We start from the raw sequence: 21,489 nt of genomic DNA, 5'->3' as shown, positions 1-21,489 counted from the left end.
CGCAGGGCGACAGCCGAAATGGCTTTTCGGCCAAGTTTTTCGGTTTATTTGCTGACCGTTAGTCTTATTGCAACCTTGAAGGGAAAGGACATGTAGGACGTCAGCCTTGAAACCCGTCACATTCGCCACCACTTCTACAGCTATCATGGTTTTTTCCTGCAACCTGCGATGATTATTCGCGGGTTGCTGAGCTATTTCGTCCCTGGCGGTGTCGAGTCTGGGGTGACTTCACGAGGTACGTTATGTCGGATTTCCAGCTCGTTACCCGTTTTGAACCCGCCGGCGATCAACCGGAAGCCATTCGCCAGATGGTCGAAGGCATCGAAGCCGGCCTGGCGCACCAGACGCTGCTTGGGGTGACCGGTTCCGGCAAGACCTTCAGCATCGCCAACGTGATCGCCCAGACCAACCGCCCGACCCTGGTGCTGGCGCCGAACAAAACCCTGGCCGCGCAGCTTTACGGCGAGTTCAAGGCGTTCTTCCCCAACAACGCGGTTGAGTACTTCGTTTCCTACTACGACTACTACCAGCCCGAAGCCTACGTGCCGTCCTCCGATACCTTTATCGAGAAGGATGCATCGATCAACGACCATATCGAACAGATGCGCCTGTCGGCGACCAAGGCGTTGCTGGAGCGCAAGGACGCGATCATCGTCACCACGGTGTCGTGCATCTACGGTCTGGGCAGCCCCGAAACCTACCTGAAGATGGTGCTGCACGTTGACCGTGGCGACAAACTCGACCAGCGCGAACTGCTGCGCCGCCTGGCGAGCCTGCAGTACACCCGTAACGACATGGACTTCGCCCGCGCCACCTTCCGGGTGCGCGGCGATGTGATCGACATCTACCCGGCCGAATCCGACCTGGAAGCGATCCGCATCGAGCTGTTCGATGACGAAGTCGAAAGCCTGTCGGCCTTCGACCCGTTGACCGGCGAGGTGATCCGCAAGCTGCCACGCTTTACCTTCTACCCGAAAAGCCACTACGTGACCCCGCGTGAAACCCTGATGGGCGCCATCGAGGGTATCAAGGTCGAGTTGGCCGAGCGTCTGGAGTACCTGCGTTCCAACAACAAGCTGGTGGAAGCCCAGCGCCTTGAGCAGCGCACCCGTTTTGACCTGGAAATGATCCTGGAGCTGGGCTACTGCAACGGCATCGAAAACTACTCGCGCTACCTGTCGGGTCGCGAATCCGGTGCGCCGCCACCGACCCTCTATGATTACCTGCCGCCGGACGCCTTGCTGGTGATCGACGAATCCCACGTCAGCGTGCCGCAGGTGGGGGCCATGTATAAGGGCGACCGCTCGCGTAAGGAAACCCTGGTGGAGTACGGCTTCCGCCTGCCGTCGGCGCTGGACAACCGGCCAATGCGCTTTGACGAGTGGGAGGCCATCAGCCCTCAGACCATCTTCGTATCGGCGACGCCCGGCAACTATGAAGCCGAGCACGCTGGTCGCGTGATCGAGCAGTTGGTGCGACCTACTGGCCTGGTGGACCCGGAGATTGAAATCCGCCCGGCGCTGACCCAGGTTGACGATCTGCTGTCGGAGATCAACAAGCGTGTGGCCCTGGAAGAGCGGGTGCTGGTTACCACATTGACCAAGCGCATGTCCGAAGACTTGACCGACTACCTGGCCGACCACGGCGTGCGCGTACGCTACCTGCACTCGGACATCGACACTGTGGAGCGGGTAGAGATCATCCGCGACCTGCGCCTGGGGACCTTCGATGTGCTGGTGGGGATCAACCTGCTGCGTGAGGGCCTGGACATGCCCGAAGTGTCGCTGGTGGCTATCCTGGATGCGGACAAGGAGGGCTTCCTGCGCTCCGAGCGCTCGTTGATCCAGACCATCGGCCGGGCGGCGCGTAACCTCAATGGCCGGGCGATCCTGTATGCGGACCGCATCACCGGTTCCATGGAGCGGGCGATTGGCGAGACCCAGCGGCGTCGCGACAAACAGATTGCGTTCAACCTGGAACACGGCATCACCCCCAAGGGCGTGTTCAAGGATGTTGCCGACATCATGGAAGGCGCCACCGTGCCAGGCTCGCGCAGCAAGAAGCGCAAGGGCATGGCCAAGGCTGCCGAGGAAAGTGCCAAGTACGAGAACGAACTGCGCTCGCCGAGTGAGATCACCAAGCGGATTCGGCAGTTGGAAGAGAAGATGTACCAACTGGCGCGGGACCTGGAGTTCGAGGCGGCGGCGCAGACGCGGGATGAGATTGGCAAGTTGCGCGAGCGCCTGTTGGCTGTTTGATTTGCGTTGATTGGGCTGGCCTCATCGCGGGCAAGCCTGGCTCCCACATTGATCTGTGAACGCGGTCAAAATGTGGGAGCTGGCTTGCCTGCGATGGCCGCGCCTCGGTTTTCCAGAAATCACCCAGGCTGTTACCATTCGCCCCTTGTTTCAATTTTCAGTTTTATCGCCCATTCGAGACCTGCCATGACCACCGTCCGCACGCGCATTGCGCCATCGCCTACTGGGGATCCCCACGTCGGTACTGCTTACATCGCCTTGTTCAACTACTGCTTTGCCAAGCAGCATGGTGGCGAATTCATCCTGCGGATCGAAGATACCGATCAACTGCGCTCCACCCGTGAGTCGGAACAGCAGATTTTCGATGCCTTGCGCTGGCTGGGCATTACCTGGGCTGAAGGTCCGGACGTCGGCGGCCCGCATGGCCCGTATCGCCAGAGCGAGCGCAGCGACATCTACAAGCAATACACCCAGCAACTGGTCGACATGGGCCACGCCTTCCCGTGCTTCTGCACCGCCGAAGAGCTGGACCAGATGCGCGCCGAGCAACAGGCCCGTGGCGAGACCCCGCGCTACGATGGCCGGGCGCTGCTGCTGTCCAAGGAAGAAGTGGCCGCACGCCTGGCGGCTGGCGAACCCCACGTTATCCGCATGAAAGTGCCGAGCGAAGGCGTGTGCGTGGTGCCGGACATGCTGCGCGGTGACGTCGAAATCCCGTGGGACCGCATGGACATGCAAGTGTTGATGAAGACCGACGGCTTGCCGACGTACTTCCTGGCCAACGTGGTCGACGACCATCTGATGGGCATCACCCATGTGCTGCGCGGTGAAGAGTGGCTGCCATCGGCGCCGAAACTGATCCTGCTGTACGAATACTTCGGCTGGGAGCAACCGCAGCTGTGCTACATGCCGCTGCTGCGTAACCCGGACAAGAGCAAGCTGTCCAAGCGCAAGAACCCAACGTCGGTAACGTTCTACGAGCGCATGGGCTTTATGCCTGAGGCGATGCTCAACTACCTGGGCCGCATGGGCTGGTCGATGCCGGACGAGCGGGAGAAATTCTCGTTGCAGGAAATGGTCGACAACTTCGACCTGTCCCGTGTCTCCCTCGGCGGGCCGATCTTCGATATCGAGAAGCTGTCGTGGCTCAACGGCCAGTGGCTGCGTGACTTGCCCGTGGAAGAGTTTGCCAGCCGCGTGCAGCAATGGGCGTTGAACCCCGAGTACATGATGAAGATTGCGCCGTTGGTGCAGGGCAGGGTAGAGACATTCAGCCAGGTCGCACCCTTGGCCAGTTTCTTCTTTGCCGGCGGCGTGAATCCGGATGCCAAGCTGTTTGAATCCAAAAAGCTCTCCGGCGACCAGGTTCGCCAACTGATGCAGTTGATCCTGTGGAAGCTCGAAAGCCTGCGCCAGTGGGAAAAAGATGCGATCACGGCCACGATCCAGGCGGTAGTGGAATCCCTTGAGCTGAAACTGCGCGATGCCATGCCGCTGATGTTTGCCGCGATCACCGGGCAAGCGAGTTCGGTGTCGGTGCTCGATGCGATGGAAATCCTCGGCCCGGACCTGACCCGTTTCCGCCTGCGCCAAGCCCTTGATTTGCTTGGTGGTGTGTCGAAGAAAGAAAACAAGGAATGGGAAAAGCTGCTGGGCGCCATCGCTTAAGCAGGCCGTTGCAGTGACGAAACCCCGGTTTTCCGGGGTTTCGTCGGTAAGTGATTGTTATCCCGGCAAAAAATTTTGAAAATTGTTGAAAATAAATTTGACACGTTTCCAAACCGCCATTAAGATTCGCCCCGTCCTCACCGATGAGGGGCTATAGCTCAGCTGGGAGAGCGCTTGCATGGCATGCAAGAGGTCAACGGTTCGATCCCGTTTAGCTCCACCAATTTACAGGTTCAAGGTTCCGGCCACACCGTCCTTGAATTGATCAGGTCTCAGCTCTGATCAGATGTACAGAAGGTTTTGTCCCCTTCGTCTAGTGGCCTAGGACACCGCCCTTTCACGGCGGTAACAGGGGTTCGAGTCCCCTAGGGGACGCCAGTTTCAACAAGCAGCTCGAAAGGTCTGCTGCGTCGCGAGACGAAAAATCCGGGGCTATAGCTCAGCTGGGAGAGCGCTTGCATGGCATGCAAGAGGTCAACGGTTCGATCCCGTTTAGCTCCACCAATTTTACAGGTTCAAGGTTCCGGCCACACCGTCCTTGAATCGATCAGTTCTCAGCGCTGATCAGTGTATAGAAGGTTTGTGTCCCCTTCGTCTAGTGGCCTAGGACACCGCCCTTTCACGGCGGTAACAGGGGTTCGAGTCCCCTAGGGGACGCCACGATTACCCGCTTTGCGGGATTTTTAAGGGTCATTCAATTATTGAATGGCCCTTTTGTTTGTCTGGCGTTTGGCCATTTTCTCGATTGATTCCATTTTTTTGTTCTGACCGGCGGTCGTACCTTTCGCTTGCGCAATATTATTATGGTAATAATATCCAACCCATGACAGACGGAGGCCTTGATGAGCGATAAAAAAGCGCAAACCCGCGAACGTATTTTGCAGGCTGCCAGCGCGGCATTGATCCAGCGCGGCCCGGCTGAGCCGAGTGTGGGGGAGGTCATGGGGGCGGCAGGGCTGACCGTCGGTGGTTTCTACGCGCACTTTGAAAGCAAGGACGCGTTGATGCTGGAGGCGTTCAGCCAGTTGCTGGCGCAGCGCCGGGCCTCTATCGACGATCTGGACACGCAACTCACCGGCGAAGAGCGTCGTGCGCTGGTGGCGGCCTTCTATCTGTCACGCAAGCATCGTGATTCAACCTCCCAGGCCTGCCCCTTGCCGGCCACAGTTGGCGAGATGGGTCGCTTGCCCGACGCATTTCGCGAGGTCTTGAGCGAGCACGTGGAACTGATGACTGCGCAGCTGGCCGACAGCCCTGAAGACATCGACAAGGCACTGGCGGACATGGCCTTGATGGTGGGTGGCCTGACGCTGGCTCGCGCACTGGGGCCGGGTGAGTTGTCGGACCGTGTAATCCGTGCGGCCAAGTCGGCGGTGCGCTGAAGAGGCGCGCCTCGACTGCCGCCGTCTACAGCAGCGGCAAACCGCCTGATACACTGCCCCGCCGACATCAATCGACTGGAGCAAGGCATGGGCTGGGATTTGGCAACGCCGTTTATCATCGATCTGCAGGTTGCGCCTGAAGACATCGACGGCCTGGGGCACGCCAACAACGCGGTGTACGTGTCCTGGCTGGAGCGTTGCGCCTGGCGCCATTCCCAGCGCCTGGGGCTGGACCTCACGGAATACCGTCGCCTGGATCGCGCCATGGCGGTGGTACGCCATGAGATCGATTACCTGGCGGCAGGCTATGAGGGCGATGAGTTGCAACTGGCCACCTGGATCGTCGACTGGGATCAGCGCCTGAAGATGACCCGTCGTTTCCAACTGGTACGCCCCCGCGACGGCGCGACGCTGCTGCGCGCACAAACCACCTTTGTGTGCATCGAGTTGTCCAGCGGCAAACCCAAGCGCATGCCTGCCGAGTTTATTGAAGGTTACGGTCCCGCCCTGACAGGGGGTTAACGGTCGCCGCCGGAAACCCAGTAAACTGCGCCACGATTTTTGTTGAGTGTTTTCCATGCAAATTGCTTTGGCGCCCATGGAGGGGTTGGTCGACAACATCCTGCGGGACGTGTTGACCCACGTGGGCGGTATCGATTGGTGCGTGACCGAGTTCATCCGTGTCAACGACCGCCTGCTCACCCCGGCCTATTTCCACAAGCTCGCTCCGGAACTGCTGCACGGTGCCCATACCGCAGCGGGTGTGCCGCTGCGTGTGCAACTGCTCGGCTCCGACCCGGTGTGCCTGGCCGAAAACGCTGCCCTGGCCTGCGAGCTGGGGTCTGAGGTGATCGACCTGAACTTTGGTTGCCCGGCCAAGACCGTCAACAAGTCCCGGGGTGGCGCGGTGCTGCTCAAGGAGCCGGAGCTGCTCAACCAGATCGTCGAGCACGTGCGCCGTGCCGTGCCCGCCCACATTCCCGTGACCGCCAAGATGCGCCTGGGCTTCGATAGCCCGGATGGCGCGCTGGTATGCGCCACCGCGTTGGCCGAGGGCGGTGCTGCACATATCGTCGTCCACGCGCGCACCAAAGCCGATGGCTACAAGCCGCCGGCCCACTGGGAGTGGATCCCGCGGGTGCAGGACGTGGTCAAGGTGCCAGTATTTGCCAATGGTGATATCTGGAGCGTCGAAGATTGGAAGCGTTGCCGTGAAATCAGTGGCGCCGAAGACATCATGCTCGGCCGTGGCCTGGTGGCGCGTCCTGACCTGGCAAGGCAGATTGTGGCGGCCAAGGCCGGTGAGGAAGTGGTCGAGATGACCTGGGCGCAGATGCAGCCGATGCTTCAGGAGTTCTGGCGCCAGTCGGTGGCGCAACTGACTGAAAAACAGGCACCCGGCCGCTTGAAGCAATGGCTGGCGATGCTGACGCGCAACTACCCGCAGGCAGTGGAGCTGTTCACCGCGCTGCGCCGCGAGACCGACCTGCAATGCGTCAGCCGTCTGCTGGGCATGCAGCATCCGGTCCCGCTCGACCCTGTTCCAGCAACCGCCTGAAGCCTTCTATCGGCAACGGACGGCTGTGCAGATAACCCTGGAATAAATGGCAGCCCAGCTTTTGCAGGAACGCCAGTTGCTCCGGGGTTTCCACGCCCTCGGCGATCACGTCCAGGTTCAAGCTGCGCGCCATGGCTACGATGGCGCGGATGATCTCCGCGTCATTAGGGTCGTGGGTGGCATCGCGTACGAATGACTGATCGATTTTCAATGCATCCACCGGCAGGCGCTTGAGGTAGGTCAGGGATGAGTAGCCGGTGCCGAAGTCATCCATTGCGAAGCTCACGCCGAGCTTTTTCAGGCGACGCATCTTCGCCACGGTATCGTCCAGGTTCTGGATCACGATGCCTTCGGTGATCTCCAGTTTCAGCAGGCTGGAGGGCAGTTGATGCTGCTTGAGGCTGTGTTCTACCCGTTCCACAAAGTCGTTTTGGCGAAACTGCCGCGGGCTGATATTCACGCACAGGCTGAAATTGAGCGGGTCTACCAGGCCGTCGGCAATCAACTGGGCAAAGGCGCCGCAGGCTTCATCGAGAATCCAGGTACCGACTTCCAGGATCAGGCCGCTGTCTTCCAATACCTTGATAAATTCCGTCGGCGACTGCGCGCCCAGTTGCGGATGTTGCCAGCGCACCAGGGCCTCGGCCCCCACAATCCGGTTGCCACGCGCATCCACCTGGGGCTGGTAATGCACGCTGAACTCGCCGCGTGACAAGGCCAGGCGCAGATCGGTCTCCATGCGCAGTCGCTCGCTGGCGGTTTTTTGCATGCTGTTGTGGAACATTTGTGTGGTATTACGCCCTGAATCCTTGGCGCGATACAGGGCGATGTCGGCACGCTTGAGCAAATCGGCTGGCGTGGTGCCGTGGTCGGGAATCAGCGCTACGCCGATGCTGGGCGTGACCTGCAAACGATGGCCGTCAAGGAACATCGGCTCCGACAGCAACTCGCGCAATGTATCGGCCAGGCTTTGCACCTGGTCGCTGACCTCCTGGCGCTTGCCCTCAAGACCGCTGAGCAGCACCACAAACTCATCGCCGCCCAGGCGTGCCACGGTGTCCTCCATGCGCACGCTGGCTTCCAGGCGTGCGGTGACGATTTTCAACACGGTATCGCCCACCGGGTGGCCGAGGGAATCGTTGATGTGCTTGAAGTGGTCGAGGTCGAGGAACAGCAGGGCGCCGCGCAGGTTGTGGCGCTTGAGCAGGGCGATCTGCTGGCTCAGGCGGTCCATCAGCAGTGCGCGATTGGGCAGGTTGGTGAGCGGGTCGTGATAGGCCAGGTGGCGGATCTGCGCCTGGGCGTTTTTCAGCAGGCTGACGTCTCGTGCGGTCAGCAGCAGGCAGGGGGTTTCATTCAGGGTGATCGGCTCGACCGAGACCTCCACCGCCAGCACCTCGCCTCGTTTGTTGTGCCAGAGCATTTCCAGATGATGGATGCGGCCCTTGATCTGCAACTCGGCCAATAATGCCGCGCGCTGGTTTTCATCGGCCCAGATGCCGATCTGGTACAGGGTCAGGCCGATGGCTTCTTCGGTGCGGTAGCCGGTCAGGCGGCAAAAACCGTCATTGACCTCCACATAACGGCCGGTGTCGCGTTCGGTGATGGAAATCGCGTCAGGGCTGGAGTGAAACGCCTTGGCGAACTTCTCTTCACTGGCCTTGAGGGCGGCTTCCGAGCGTTGCTGCTGGGTGATATCCCGAAGGGTGGTGACGATGCAGGGTTGGTCGCTGACCTTGATCAAGCGGCTGGAGATGACGCAGGTCAGGCTTTGGCCGTCCTTGTGATGCACCACGATGGCCACATTACTCAGGGCCTGTTCGCGAATCACCTGCTCGATGCGTTGCAGGCGCTTGCTGGAGTCGTCCCACAGGCCGATTTGTTCGGCGCTTTTGTCCAGTACTTCGGCGGCTGTCCAGCCAAAGGTCTGGGTAAACGCCGGGTTGATCTCGATAAAGGCGCCGCTCTCCAGGCAGGTCACGCAGATCGGGTCGGGGCTGGCCTGGAACAAGCTGGCAAATTTTTCCTCGGAGGCGGTGAGGCGTTGTTCGCGTTCGACCTGGTCGGTGATATCCAGCAAGGTGCCCGCCATGCGCAGGGGTTTGCCTGCTTCGTCGCGGTACAGGCGCGCACGGCTTTCCAGATAGCGTGGGCTGCCGTCCTCCAACTGCACGCGGTAGGTCAATTGGTAGTTGCCGTCCGGGCCTTCACGCAAGCTGCGGTAGGCATTGCGCATGCCCTCGCGATCCTGGTCGGACATCCCTTCGAAAAACGCATCGAAGGATTCATGAAAGGGCGCCGGTTCGAGCCCGTGCAGTTGGGCGGCGCGGGCCGAGCCGTAGAGCATGCCGCTGGGGATGTGCCAATCCCAGGTGCCCAGTTGCGCGGAATCCAGGGCCAGGTCGAGGCGCTCCTGGCTGTCCTTGAGCGCTTGCTCGGCATTTTTGCGCTCGGTGGTGTCCAGGAACGTGCTGATCAGGTAAGCCTCACCGTCCAGTTCCACCTTCTGGGCGCTGAGGGTGCCGTCGTGGATCTGGCCGTTGCTGGCGCAGAACTGCACCTCCATGGTGATGGGCTCGCCTTTGCGCTGAGTGGCCTTGACCAGCAGTGCACGCTGCTCCGGATGGCGCCACAGGCCCAGTTCCAGGGTAGTACGGCCGATGGCATCGGCCACCGGCCAGCCGAACAGCATTTCGAAATACTGGTTGGCTTCGCTGATCAAGCCATCGGCCTGGCGGGTCAGTAGCACCATGTTCGGGCATAAATGGAACAATGTGGCGAAGCGCTTTTCGGAGTGGCTGAGGGCGTGTTCGCGGTCGCGCTGATGGGTGATCTCGCGGATCACTCCGATCATGCGGCGCCGTCCGGCTTTTTCCGGCGCGAGGCTGCCGCTGATTTCCAGCCAGTGCAGGCTGCCATCGGGCCACTGGATGCGATGGTGCATGGCACGTTCGAACGGCTCTCCTGCCAGGACCGCGTGAAAACCACGCACCACCCGTGCGCTGTCTTGCGGGGCCAGCAAGTCAAGGTAGTCGAGGTCCTTGGGCAAGGGTTGATGCGGGTCAAAGCCGAATAACGCTTGAGTACCCCGTGACCAACTGATTCTTCCCGTGTCGATTTCCCAGCACCAGGCGCCCAGCCGGGCGGCATTCAGGGCTGCCAGCAATTGCGGGGCACTGTCCCAGCTTTGCTCCGCCGCTTGGGGGTCCAGGGCGTAGATGCGGGGCAGGGGAGGTACGGGGTCGCCGGGGTTGCGCATTGTCAATGGGCCTTGGCTCGGTGAGAAGACAGCGCGGTTTTCCGTGAAACCCGAGGCCGCACAGTGTCATGCCGGTAACCCTGGCAGATCGACCTGTGCATCCAGCAGGCTCATGAAAGCCCGCGCAGCGTTCGATAGCGTCCTTTCTGTATGCACGATATAGCCTAGCTGGCGACTGAGTTGTATGCCCGGCAAAGCGATACTTGCCACTTGATCATCGAGCATGGTGCGCGGCAACACGCTCCAGGCCAGGCCGATGGACACCATCATCTTGATGGTTTCCAGGTAGTTGGTGCTCATCGCAATATTTGGCGCAAGCCCCTGGGCTTCGAACAGGCGGCTGACAATATGGTGCGTAAAGGTGTTGCCGCCGGGAAACACCGCCGGGTGCCTGGCGATATCGGCCAGGCTGATGGAACCGTTGCTGATCAGGCTGTGTTCCGGCGCTACCACAAAGTCCAGCGGGTCATCCCATACCGGCGAGGCGCGCACCAGATGGTGGGGCTCGGGCGCCAGGGTGATTACCGCCACTTCGGCGCGACCATGGAGTATTTCTTCGTAGGCCACTTCTGAATCCAAAAACTGAATATCCAGTGCCACGTTTGGGTATTGCCGTGTGAAGGTGCGCAGGATCGGTGGCAGGCGGTGCAGGCCTATATGGTGGCTGGTGGCCAGAGTGAGGCGCCCGCTGACTTCCCCTGTAAGGTTGGTCAGGGCGCGGCGGGTGTCGTCCAGCACGTTGAGGATTTGATAAGCGCGCGGCAGCAAGGCCCGGCCGGCTTCGGTCAAGCCGACTTCACGGCCCAAGCGATCAAACAAACGCACTTTCAATTGCTGCTCCAGGCCCGCGATGCGTTTGCTGATGGCGGGCTGCGTCAGGTGCAGGCGTTCGCCGGCCCCGGAGAAGCTGCCGGTCTCGGCGATGGCGATAAAGGCGTTGAGGTTGGCCAGATCCATGGTGCTATTCCAGTTGGTAATCCAAAGCATAAAAAATATGAATTTGAGTTATTTAATGTAGCGCCATACCATCAGCCTCACAAGCCAAAGGGTTATTGAAAAGCCCGGCGTATAGAAACACCGCTGATGAGGACCGACTGATGGCCGGCAAAACGCTTTACGACAAGCTTTGGGATTCCCATGAAGTGAAACGTCGCGATGATGGATCGTCGCTGATCTATATCGACCGTCACATCATCCATGAAGTGACCTCGCCCCAAGCGTTCGAAGGCCTGCGACTGGCCGGGCGCAAGCCATGGCGCGTCGACTCCATCATCGCCACGCCGGACCACAACGTGCCGACCACTCCTGAGCGCAAGGGCGGTATCGAAGCCATTGCCGATCAGGTTTCGCGTTTGCAGGTGCAAACCCTCGACGACTATTGCGACGAATACGGCATCACCGAATTCAAGATGAATGACGTGCGTCAGGGCATCGTCCATGTGATCGGTCCGGAGCAGGGGGCGACCTTGCCGGGCATGACCGTGGTCTGCGGCGACTCCCACACCTCCACCCACGGTGCGTTCGGCGCCCTGGCCCATGGCATCGGCACCTCCGAGGTGGAGCATGTGTTCGCCACCCAGTGCCTGGTCGCCAAGAAAATGAAGAACATGCTGGTACGCGTCGAAGGCCAATTGCCGTTTGGCGTGACCGCCAAAGACATCGTGCTCGCCGTGATCGGCAAGATCGGCACCGCCGGCGGTAACGGCCATGCCATCGAATTCGCCGGCAGCGCCATTCGTGACTTGTCCATCGAAGGCCGCATGACCATCTGCAACATGTCCATCGAAGCCGGTGCCCGTGTGGGCATGGTGGCGGCGGATGAGAAAACCGTGGAGTACGTCAAAGGACGCCCGTTTGCCCCGCAAGGCGCCGATTGGGATGCCGCCGTCGAAGCCTGGAAAGACCTGGTGTCTGACGCCGATGCGGTGTTTGACACCGTGGTCGAACTCGACGCTGCGCAGATCAAGCCGCAAGTCAGCTGGGGCACTTCGCCGGAAATGGTCCTGGCCGTTGACCAGAACGTACCGGACCCGGCCAAAGAGGCCGACCTGGTCAAGCGCGGCTCCATCGAGCGCGCCCTGAAGTACATGGGCTTGAAAGCCAACCAGGCGATCACCGACATCCAGTTGGATCGCGTGTTCATCGGCTCCTGCACCAACTCGCGGATCGAAGACCTGCGCGCCGCGGCGGTGATCGCCAAGGGCCGCAAGGTTGCCTCGACCATCAAGCAAGCCATTGTGGTACCAGGTTCGGGCCTGGTGAAGGCGCAAGCCGAAGCTGAAGGCCTGGACAAGATCTTCCTCGAAGCCGGTTTTGAATGGCGTGAACCAGGCTGTTCGATGTGCCTTGCGATGAACCCGGACCGTTTGGAGTCGGGCGAGCATTGCGCGTCCACCTCCAACCGTAACTTCGAAGGGCGTCAGGGCGCCGGTGGCCGCACCCACCTGGTCAGCCCGGCCATGGCCGCCGCCGCTGCCGTCAACGGTCGTTTCATCGACGTTCGCGAATTGATCTGAGGAATACCCGATGAGAGCTTTTACCCAGCACACAGGTCTTGTAGCGCCGTTGGACCGTGCCAACGTGGACACTGACCAGATCATCCCCAAGCAGTTCTTGAAGTCGATCAAGCGCACCGGTTTTGGCCCCAACCTGTTCGATGAGTGGCGCTATCTGGACGTGGGCTACGCCTACCAGGACAACTCCAAGCGCCCGCTGAACAAAGACTTTGTGCTCAATGCCGAGCGCTACCAGGGCGCCAGTGTGTTGCTGGCCCGGGAAAACTTCGGTTGCGGCTCCAGCCGTGAACACGCGCCGTGGGCCCTGGAAGAGTACGGCTTTCGCAGCATCATCGCGCCCAGCTATGCCGACATCTTCTTCAACAACAGCTTCAAGAACGGCCTGTTGCCGATCATCTTGAGCGATGCCGAAGTGGATGAGCTGTTCCAGCAAGTGGAAGCGAATGTGGGCTATCAGCTGACCGTGGACCTGGCCGCGCAGACCGTCACCCGTCCGGACGGCAAGGTGTATCACTTTGAAGTGGATGCGTTTCGCAAGCACTGCCTGATCAACGGCCTGGACGATATCGGCCTGACCTTGCAGGACGGCGATGCGATTGCCGCGTTTGAAGCCAGGCACCGGGCGAGCCAGCCTTGGTTGTTTCGCGATGCCTGATTTGCGGTAACCGTGCGGGCCCCATCGCGGGCAAGCCCGCTCCCACATGGATCGATGTTCGCCTGAACACCTCGGTCAACTGTGGGAGCTGGCTTGCCTGCGATAGCGCCAGTGCAACCACCACAAACCCCAAGGAAAGCCACCATGACCACCACTGCCCATACCCAAGTCGTGCAAAAGCAATTCGGCGAGCAAGCCTCGGCCTACCTGAGCAGTGCCGTGCACGCCCAGGGCAGCGAATTCGCACTGCTGCAGGCCGAGCTGGCCGGGCAGGGCGCTGCACGGCTGCTGGACCTGGGCTGTGGGGCGGGTCATGTGAGTTTCCAGGTGGCGCCTCTGGTTAACGAAGTGGTGGCCTACGACCTGTCTCGGCAGATGCTCGACGTGGTCACCGCCGCCGCGAAAGATCGCGGCCTGGACAATATCCGCACCGTCCACGGCGCCGCCGAGCGTCTGCCGTTCGCCGATGGCGAGTTCGACTTCGTGTTCAGCCGTTATTCGGCCCACCACTGGAGTGACCTGGGCCTGGCCCTGCGGGAAGTGCGCCGCGTGCTCAAGCCAGGCGGGGTGGCGGCGTTTGTGGATGTCTTGTCACCGGGTAGCCCATTGCTGGACACTTACCTGCAAACCGTCGAAGTGCTGCGCGACACCAGCCACGTGCGAGATTACGCCGCCGCCGAGTGGATGCAGCAACTCAGCGAGTCTGGCCTGCATGTGCGTAACAGCCTGCGTCAGCGCCTGCGCCTGGAATACACCTCGTGGGTCGAGCGCATGCGCACGCCAGAGGTGCTGCGTGCGGCAATCCTTGAGCTGCAAAAGGCGATGGGCCAGGAAGTGCGCGATTATTACGAAATTCAGGCCGACGGCACCTTCAGCACCGACGTGCTGGTGGTCTTTGCCCAACGCTGATTGATTTTTCCCGACCTGCCCACGGGCGGGTCGCCTGATGAAATGAGGAACCCATGAGCAAGCAGATTCTGATTCTCCCTGGCGACGGTATTGGTCCGGAAATCATGGCCGAAGCGGTCAAGGTGCTGGAGCTTGCCAACGCCAAGTACAGTCTGGGCTTCGAGCTGAGCCACGACGTGATCGGCGGCGCGGCCATCGACAAGCACGGCGTGCCCCTGGCCGACGAAACCCTGGACCGCGCCCGTGCGGCCGACGCCGTGTTGCTCGGCGCGGTGGGTGGCCCGAAGTGGGACAAGATCGAGCGTGACATCCGCCCGGAGCGCGGCCTGTTGAAAATCCGCGCGCAACTGGGCCTGTTCGGCAACCTGCGCCCGGCAATCCTCTACCCGCAACTCGCCGATGCCTCAAGCCTCAAGCCGGAAGTGGTGGCGGGCCTGGATATCCTGATCGTGCGTGAGCTGACCGGCGGTATCTATTTCGGTTCGCCACGGGGCGTGCGCGAGTTGGAAAATGGCGAGCGCCAAGCCTACGACACGCTGCCGTACAGCGAGAGCGAAATCCGCCGTATCGCCCGGGTCGGTTTCGATATGGCCCGTGTGCGTGGCAAAAAGGTGTGCTCGGTGGATAAAGCCAACGTGCTGGCCTCCAGCCAACTGTGGCGCGAAATCGTTGAGGAAGTGGCCAAGGACTACCCGGACGTCGAACTGAGCCACATGTACGTCGACAACGCCGCGATGCAGCTGGTGCGTGCGCCCAAGCAGTTCGACGTGATCGTCACCGACAACCTGTTCGGCGACATCCTGTCCGACCAGGCGTCGATGCTCACAGGTTCGATCGGCATGTTGCCGTCGGCGTCCCTGGACACCCACAACAAGGGCATGTACGAGCCGTGTCACGGTTCGGCGCCGGACATCGCAGGCCAGGGCATTGCCAACCCGCTGGCGACCATTTTGTCGGTGTCGATGATGCTGCGTTACACCTTCAACCTGAGTGAAGCGGCCGACGCGATCGAGAAAGCCGTCAGCCTGGTACTGGACCAGGGCTTGCGCACCGGGGACATCTGGTCCCAGGGCTGCACCAAGGTCGGAACGCAAGAAATGGGCGACGCAGTAGTCGCCGCGCTGCGGAATCTGTAATCTCTCGGGCCCGCTTGCAGTTGTTGCTGCAAGGCGGCCCACTTTTTAACAAGGTGTAGTTGCGATGAAACGTGTAGGTCTGATCGGTTGGCGCGGTATGGTCGGTTCCGTGCTCATGCAGCGGATGCTGGAAGAGCAGGATTTCGATCTTATTGAGCCGGTGTTTTTCACCACTTCGAACGTAGGTGGCCAAGGGCCGTCCGTGGGCAAGGATATTGCCCCGCTCAAGGACGCCTACAGCATTGAAGAGTTGAAGACCCTCGACGTGATCCTGACGTGCCAGGGTGGCGACTACACCAGCGAAGTCTTCCCCAAGCTGCGCGAAGCCGGCTGGCAGGGTTACTGGATCGACGCCGCTTCCAGCCTGCGTATGCAGGATGACGCGGTGATCATCCTTGATCCGGTCAACCGTAAGGTCATCGACCAGCAACTGGATGCCGGCACCAAGAACTACGTGGGCGGCAACTGCACCGTCAGCCTGATGCTGATGGGGCTGGGTGGCCTGTTCGAAGCCGGCCTGGTCGAGTGGATGAGTGCCATGACCTATCAGGCTGCCTCTGGTGCCGGTGCGCAGAACATGCGCGAGCTGATCAAGCAGATGGGCGCGACCCATGCCGCTGTCGCCGATCAACTGGCAGACCCGGCCAGCGCGATTCTCGACATCGACCGTCGTGTAGCCGAAGCCATGCGCAGCGACGCTTACCCGACCGAGAACTTCGGCGTGCCATTGGCTGGTAGCTTGATCCCGTGGATCGACAAGGAACTGCCCAACGGTCAGAGCCGCGAGGAGTGGAAGGCCCAGGCCGAGACCAACAAGATCCTCGGTCGCTTCAAGAACCCGATTCCGGTGGACGGCATCTGCGTGCGCATTGGCGCCATGCGTTGCCACAGCCAGGCGTTGACCATCAAGCTGAACAAAGACGTGCCGATCGCTGATATCGAAGGCTTGATCAGCCAGCACAACCCTTGGGTCAAGCTGGTGCCGAACAACCGCGATATCAGCATGCAGGAGCTGAGCCCGACCAAGGTCACCGGCACCCTGAATGTACCGGTGGGCCGTTTGCGCAAGCTGAACATGGGGAGCCAGTTCCTCGGTGCGTTCACCGTCGGCGACCAGCTGCTGTGGGGCGCGGCTGAACCGCTGCGTCGCATGTTGCGGATTTTGCTGGAGCGTTGATCGCTTTCTTGCATTGAAGAACCCCGCGCTCTGGTGACAGGCGCGGGGTTTTTTATTGTTCTGTCGGGCACTATCGGGAGCAAGCTCCCTCCCACACTTGCCCTCCATTTCAAGGTTGGAGCTGGGTCGAATGTGGGAGGGGCTTGCTCTCAATAGCGCCATCAGCCACACCACAAGGCCCAGGCTAATTGCCTCACCCCCAGCCACCCGGTAAAGTGCCGCTCCCCCCTGCAATGCCCGAGGCAGCCCCCATGACCCAGACCTTCGAAATCGCCGTGATCGGTGCCACCGGCACTGTGGGTGAAACACTGGTGCAGATCCTCGAAGAGCTGGATTTCCCGGTAGGCACCCTGTATTTGCTGGCGGGCAGCAACTCGGCGGGGGCCTCGGTGCCGTTTCGTGGCAAGAACGTGCGGGTCAAAGAGGTCGACGAGTTCGATTTCAGCAAGGCGCAGTTGGCGTTCTTCGCAGCAGGCCCGGCGGTGACTCTGAGTTTCGCCTCGCGCGCCACGGCCGCTGGCTGTTCGGTAATCGACTTGTCCGGCGCATTGCCTGCCGAACAGGCGCCGCCAGTGGTGCCGCAGGCCAACGCCCAGGTGTTGAACGGTTTGAAAAAACCATTCCAGCTCGGCAGCCCAAGCCCGTCTGCCACCTACCTGGCGGTAGTGCTCGCGCCGTTGCGGGGTTTGGTGGATATCCAGCGCGTGAATGTCACCGCCAACCTGGCGGTCTCTGCCCAGGGCCGGGAGGCCGTCAGCGAGTTGGCGCGGCAGACCGCTGAGTTATTGAACGTGCGTCCACTGGAACCGAAGTTCTTCGACCGGCAAATGGCGTTCAACCTGCTGGCTCAAGTCGGTACGCCAGACGCCCAAGGTCATACAGCCCTGGAGAAACGCCTCGTACACGAGCTGCGTGCCGTGCTGGAAACACCTTTGCTAAAGATTTCCGCAACCTGCGTTCAAGCCCCGGTATTTTTCGGCGATAGCCTGACAGTGTCGTTGCAATTGGCTGCGCCGGTCGATCTGGCCGCGGTCAACCGTGCACTCGATGCTGCGCCGGGTATCGAGCTGGTTGAGGAGGGCGATTACCCAACGGCTGTAGGCGATGCGGTCGGCCAGGATGTGGTTTACGTAGGACGCGTACGTGCAGGTGTTGACGACCCCGCGGAACTAAATCTGTGGTTGACGTCAGATAACGTACGCAAGGGCTCGGCCCTGAACGCTGTGGAACTGGCGCAGTTGTTGATAAAAGGCCTTGTGTAAAAGATACTTGGCGGCAATTTGTAGATTGATTCTAGCCAGGCGCTATGCTTGGTCCCAAGTGAAACACAAGCGCGTCGGTGACCTATCGGCTCGCCATGCCTTATGGCAGCGGTTACCAACCTTCTCGCAGGGCGGGGAGCGTTCAGACAAAGGATGAGGCTATGGTTCAAGTTCGCAAACTGGTGTTAGCAATAGCGGCCGCCTCGGCGCTGTCCTCCGGTATGGCGCAGGCGCTGCAACTTGGGGAGATGACCCTCAACTCGAAGTTGAACCAGCCGCTGTCGGTGGAAATCGAATTGCGTGATGTGGGTGGCCTCACGGCGGCCGAGATCACTCCGAGCCTGGCTTCTGCCCAGGCCTTTGTGGATGCGGGCGTTGACCGCCAGGCGTTTCTCGATGACCTGACGTTCACCCCGGTGATCAACCCCGAAGGTCGCAGCGTGGTGCGCGTGACCTCCAGCAAGCCGCTGCCCGATTCCTATGTGCGCTTCCTGCTGCAGGTGCAATGGCCCAATGGCCGTTTGATGCGTGACTACAGCGTGCTGCTCGACCCGGCCAAGTTCGACCAGCCGGCACCGACTGCCGGCGCGCCGGCCAGTGCCGCACCTGCCGCCGGCACGCCCGCCCAGCACACCACCACGTCCCGCGACACCTTGTGGGAAATCGCCGCGAAGAATCGTAACGGCGCCTCGGTCCAGCAGACGATGCTGGCGATCCAGGCGCTCAACCCTGACGCTTTTATCGATGGCAATATCAATCGCCTGAAAACCGGCCAGGTCCTGCGCCTGCCGGATGCCACGCAAAGTACGGCGCTGGCGCAGCCTCAAGCGATCGCCGAAGTCAGCGCGCAGAACGCCGCCTGGCGTCAGGGCCGTCGTACCCCCAAGGGGCAAGTGGCCGGCAAGGCGCAGTTGGATGCGACCAAGCGTACCCAGGCCGGCAATGCGCCGACGAGCACCCAGGCCAAGGACAACTTGAGCCTGGTCTCGGCCGAAGCCGCCAAGCAAGGTACGAAGGGCAAGGCCGGTGATAACCGCGCGTTGAGCGACAAGCTGGCGATGACCCAGGAAGAGCTGGACACCACCCGCCGCGATAACGAAGAACTGAAGAGCCGCGCCGCCGACTTGCAAAGCCAGTTGGACAAGTTGCAAAAGCTGATTCAGTTGAAGAATGACCAGTTGGCTCGCTTGCAGGCGCAAAACGGTGAGCCGGCTACGGCTGCAATCCCTGCGCAGCTGGCAGGTGAGCCCGCAGCAGAGCCTGCGGCGCCCGTTGCAACCCCTGCACCCGCCGCTGAACCGCCCAAGCCGGTCGCGGCACCTGCTACCACCGAAGGCAAGTTCAATGACTTGCTGACCAACCCTATTATCCTCGGCATCATTGGCGGGGCAGGCATCCTGGTGGTGCTGCTGCTTCTGTTGCTGTGGGCGCGCCATCGCAATGCCCGCCGCGAAGAGGAAAAGCATCTGCGCATGGCGCGGGCGCTGGCCGAAGAGCCTGAGTTCACGCCCAATATTGACCAGGACCTGCCGCCTGACAGTTTTGAAGGCCTTGAAGTGCCGCCGCCGAGCGTCAAGCTGGGCGCCGCGCCAGCGCCTGCCCCGGTGGCTGAGCCGGTTGTCGTGCCGACTGTCGCTTCCGTGCTCGCACCCCTGGCCGTCGCTGTTGCCCAGGAGAACTCCAGCGATGCATTGGCTCAGGCCCAGTCCCATATCGACCGCGGCCACCTGAACCAGGCGGCTGATGTGCTTGAACAAGCCATCAAACATGAGCCCAAGCGCAGCGACCTGCGTTTGAAGCTGATGGAAGTCTACGGCCTGCAGAACGACAAGGACGGTTTCGTCACCCAGGAGCGCCAATTGGTCGCCAACGGTGAGAACCACGCCCAGGTCGAGCAGCTCAAGAGCCGCTTCCCGGCCATGGCCGTGCTGGCAGCGGGCGTCAGCGCCGCCGTGGCTGCTGCGGCTCTCGATGCGCAGTACGTCAAGGATTTGCTCGATGACAAGCCGGCGGCGGCTGAGCCGGCGGACACCTTCGACAACGATTTTGACCTTAGCCTGGATGAGCTGGAAGCTGCCTCGCCGGCCGAGATCGCCCGGGACCAGCAAACCTTTGAAGCGCTGCTGCAACAACAGACTGAGGCCAAGGCCGATGCGCAGGATCTCTCGGACTTTGACCTGGACCTGCAACTGGATCCGCCAGCGTCGAAATCCGATGACGACTTTCTCTCGGGACTTGAGGAGCAGATGAAGGACGTGCCGCCTGTCGAGCCGCCCACCCTGACACCTGCCGCGCTGGACGAATTCGAGTTGCCGGAAGACTTTGACCTGTCCCTGGCTGATGAGCCGACGGCCCCGGCAGCCAAGCCCGATGCGTTTGCCTCGGAACTGGACGACGTCAATGCCGAGTTGGACCGATTGTCCCAGAGCCTGGAGCACCCGCCGATCGAGCCGACTTTCACGGCCGAGGATGCCGCGCTGGGCGGTGATGATGAACCGGATTTCGATTTCCTCTCAGGCACGGATGAAGTCGCTACCAAGCTCGACCTGGCCCAGGCTTACATCGACATGGGTGATGCCGATGGCGCTAAAGACATCCTTGATGAAGTCTTGGTCGAAGGCAACGAAGACCAGCGTGGCGAAGCCAAGGAAATGCTCGGCCGAATCTAAAGCCAGGCGCTATAACAGTGCGGGAGGGGCGGTGCGACGATTCGACTTGCTCCCTCCCACATTTGTTTGGCATCGATCCATAACAAAACGCCCGTCAGGCATCCGACGCCTTTATAATGCCCGCCTTTGCGCAACTCATCAGGCTCTCAGTTCTTGGCAAATATAGATAACGCGGCCGCCGAAATGGCGGCCGCCGGCTTTTACCGCATCGCCCTGGGCGTGGAATACAAAGGCTCGCGCTATCGTGGCTGGCAGCGTCAGGCCTCCGGCGTGCTGACGGTGCAGGAAACCCTCGAAAACGCCCTGTCCAAAGTGGCGGACTCGCCGGTGTCGCTGATGTGTGCCGGGCGTACCGACGCTGGCGTACACGCGTGTGGCCAGGTGGTGCACTTCGACACCCAGGCCGAGCGGTCGATGAAGGCGTGGGTGATGGGGGCGAATATCAATTTGCCCCACGACGTGAGTGTGAGCTGGGCCAAGGTCATGCCGGCGCATTTTCATGCACGCTTCAAGGCCATCGCCCGGCGTTACCGTTACGTGATCTACAACGATCAGATCCGCCCCGCGCATCTCAATGAAGAAATTACCTGGAACCACCGCCCGCTGGACGCCGAGCGTATGGCCGAGGCCGCGCAGCACCTGGTGGGCGTGCATGACTTCAGCGCCTTCCGCGCCGGCCAGTGCCAGGCCAAGTCGCCGATCAAGGAAGTTCATCACCTGCGAGTCACCCGTCACGGCAAGATGATCGTGCTGGATATTCGCGCCGGGGCGTTCCTGCATCACATGGTGCGCAACATTGCCGGCGTGCTGATGACCATCGGCACGGGCGAGCGCCCGGTTGAGTGGGCCAGGGAAGTGCTGGAAAGCCGCATCCGTCGCACGGGCGGCGTCACGGCGCACCCGTTTGGCCTGTATTTGGTGGATGTGGAGTACCGCGACGAGTTCCAGTTGCCGGAACGCTTTATCGGGCCGCACTTCCTCACAGGTTTCAGTGAACTTGGCGGCTGACGCCCGGAAAAGCTTTTGTTAACATCCGGGAC

15 protein-coding genes and 4 tRNA genes are annotated in these 21,489 nt (G+C 61.1%); 17 read left to right on the top strand and 2 right to left on the bottom strand.

Going from position 1 to position 21,489, the window contains the following annotated elements; translation table 11 throughout:
* Nucleotides 1-242: 242 nt before the first annotated feature.
* The 9 genes from uvrB (at nucleotide 243) to PSEBG33_RS09195 (ending at nucleotide 6,866) form a co-directional block, all read left to right on the top strand.
* Nucleotides 243-2,258, top strand: a complete 2,016-nt coding sequence (uvrB, locus tag PSEBG33_RS09155) for an excinuclease ABC subunit UvrB (RefSeq protein ID WP_005789781.1) — start codon at nucleotides 243-245, stop codon at nucleotides 2,256-2,258.
* A 186-nt stretch (nucleotides 2,259-2,444) separates the two neighbouring features.
* The gene (gene gltX / locus PSEBG33_RS09160; protein ID WP_005789780.1) at nucleotides 2,445-3,926 is read left to right on the top strand and encodes a glutamate--tRNA ligase; all 1,482 of its coding nucleotides are present in this window, start codon (nucleotides 2,445-2,447) and stop codon (nucleotides 3,924-3,926) included.
* A gap of 147 nt (nucleotides 3,927-4,073) precedes the next feature.
* A tRNA-Ala gene (locus PSEBG33_RS09165) sits at nucleotides 4,074-4,149 on the top strand.
* Nucleotides 4,150-4,228: 79 nt separating this feature from the next.
* Nucleotides 4,229-4,304, top strand: a tRNA-Glu gene (locus PSEBG33_RS09170).
* Between the two features lie 50 nt (nucleotides 4,305-4,354).
* A tRNA-Ala gene (locus PSEBG33_RS09175) sits at nucleotides 4,355-4,430 on the top strand.
* Nucleotides 4,431-4,510: 80 nt separating this feature from the next.
* Nucleotides 4,511-4,586, top strand: a tRNA-Glu gene (locus PSEBG33_RS09180).
* Nucleotides 4,587-4,768: 182 nt separating this feature from the next.
* Complete coding sequence (locus PSEBG33_RS09185; RefSeq protein ID WP_005789779.1) at nucleotides 4,769-5,308, top strand: TetR/AcrR family transcriptional regulator; 540 nt, start codon at nucleotides 4,769-4,771, stop codon at nucleotides 5,306-5,308.
* A gap of 87 nt (nucleotides 5,309-5,395) precedes the next feature.
* The gene (locus PSEBG33_RS09190) at nucleotides 5,396-5,830 is read left to right on the top strand and encodes an acyl-CoA thioesterase (RefSeq protein WP_005789778.1); all 435 of its coding nucleotides are present in this window, start codon (nucleotides 5,396-5,398) and stop codon (nucleotides 5,828-5,830) included.
* A gap of 55 nt (nucleotides 5,831-5,885) precedes the next feature.
* Entirely contained in the window at nucleotides 5,886-6,866 is a 981-nt protein-coding gene (locus tag PSEBG33_RS09195; protein WP_005789777.1) for a tRNA dihydrouridine synthase, read from the top strand.
* Here the strand turns inward: PSEBG33_RS09195 and PSEBG33_RS09200 are convergent.
* Both PSEBG33_RS09200 and PSEBG33_RS09205 read right to left on the bottom strand, forming a co-directional pair.
* A complete protein-coding gene (locus PSEBG33_RS09200; protein WP_005789776.1) occupies nucleotides 6,805-10,125 on the bottom strand; it encodes an EAL domain-containing protein in 3,321 nt (1,106 codons plus the stop codon). The genes PSEBG33_RS09195 and PSEBG33_RS09200 overlap by 62 nt on opposite strands.
* 66 nt (nucleotides 10,126-10,191) lie before the next feature.
* On the bottom strand, nucleotides 10,192-11,082 hold the full coding sequence (locus PSEBG33_RS09205) for a LysR family transcriptional regulator (protein WP_005789775.1): 891 nt from the start codon (nucleotides 11,080-11,082) through the stop codon (nucleotides 10,192-10,194).
* A gap of 140 nt (nucleotides 11,083-11,222) precedes the next feature.
* On the opposite strand from PSEBG33_RS09205, the gene leuC reads away from it, so the two are divergent.
* The 8 genes from leuC (at nucleotide 11,223) to truA (ending at nucleotide 21,457) form a co-directional block, all read left to right on the top strand.
* The gene (gene leuC / locus PSEBG33_RS09210) at nucleotides 11,223-12,641 is read left to right on the top strand and encodes a 3-isopropylmalate dehydratase large subunit (RefSeq protein ID WP_005789773.1); all 1,419 of its coding nucleotides are present in this window, start codon (nucleotides 11,223-11,225) and stop codon (nucleotides 12,639-12,641) included.
* A 10-nt stretch (nucleotides 12,642-12,651) separates the two neighbouring features.
* Complete coding sequence (gene leuD / locus PSEBG33_RS09215; RefSeq protein ID WP_005789771.1) at nucleotides 12,652-13,296, top strand: 3-isopropylmalate dehydratase small subunit; 645 nt, start codon at nucleotides 12,652-12,654, stop codon at nucleotides 13,294-13,296.
* A 144-nt stretch (nucleotides 13,297-13,440) separates the two neighbouring features.
* On the top strand, nucleotides 13,441-14,205 hold the full coding sequence (locus tag PSEBG33_RS09220; RefSeq protein ID WP_005789770.1) for a class I SAM-dependent methyltransferase: 765 nt from the start codon (nucleotides 13,441-13,443) through the stop codon (nucleotides 14,203-14,205).
* Between the two features lie 53 nt (nucleotides 14,206-14,258).
* On the top strand, nucleotides 14,259-15,341 hold the full coding sequence (leuB, locus tag PSEBG33_RS09225; RefSeq protein ID WP_005789768.1) for a 3-isopropylmalate dehydrogenase: 1,083 nt from the start codon (nucleotides 14,259-14,261) through the stop codon (nucleotides 15,339-15,341).
* Nucleotides 15,342-15,405: 64 nt separating this feature from the next.
* On the top strand, nucleotides 15,406-16,518 hold the full coding sequence (gene asd, locus PSEBG33_RS09230) for an aspartate-semialdehyde dehydrogenase (protein WP_005789767.1): 1,113 nt from the start codon (nucleotides 15,406-15,408) through the stop codon (nucleotides 16,516-16,518).
* Between the two features lie 251 nt (nucleotides 16,519-16,769).
* Entirely contained in the window at nucleotides 16,770-17,780 is a 1,011-nt protein-coding gene (locus PSEBG33_RS09235) for an aspartate-semialdehyde dehydrogenase (protein WP_005789764.1), read from the top strand.
* A gap of 161 nt (nucleotides 17,781-17,941) precedes the next feature.
* Complete coding sequence (locus tag PSEBG33_RS09240) at nucleotides 17,942-20,449, top strand: FimV/HubP family polar landmark protein (RefSeq protein ID WP_005789762.1); 2,508 nt, start codon at nucleotides 17,942-17,944, stop codon at nucleotides 20,447-20,449.
* A gap of 183 nt (nucleotides 20,450-20,632) precedes the next feature.
* Nucleotides 20,633-21,457 carry a tRNA pseudouridine(38-40) synthase TruA gene (truA, locus tag PSEBG33_RS09245; protein WP_005789756.1) on the top strand — a complete coding sequence of 275 codons (825 nt, stop codon included), beginning with the start codon at nucleotides 20,633-20,635 and terminating at the stop codon, nucleotides 21,455-21,457.
* Nucleotides 21,458-21,489 lie beyond the last annotated feature (32 nt).

The sequence above is a fragment of the Pseudomonas synxantha BG33R genome (assembly GCF_000263715.2).
In the GTDB taxonomy this organism is placed as follows: Bacteria; Pseudomonadota; Gammaproteobacteria; order Pseudomonadales; family Pseudomonadaceae; genus Aquipseudomonas; species Aquipseudomonas synxantha_A.
The sequence above is the reverse complement of the archived record's forward strand: the minus strand, read 5'-3'. Positions and strand labels throughout refer to the sequence as shown.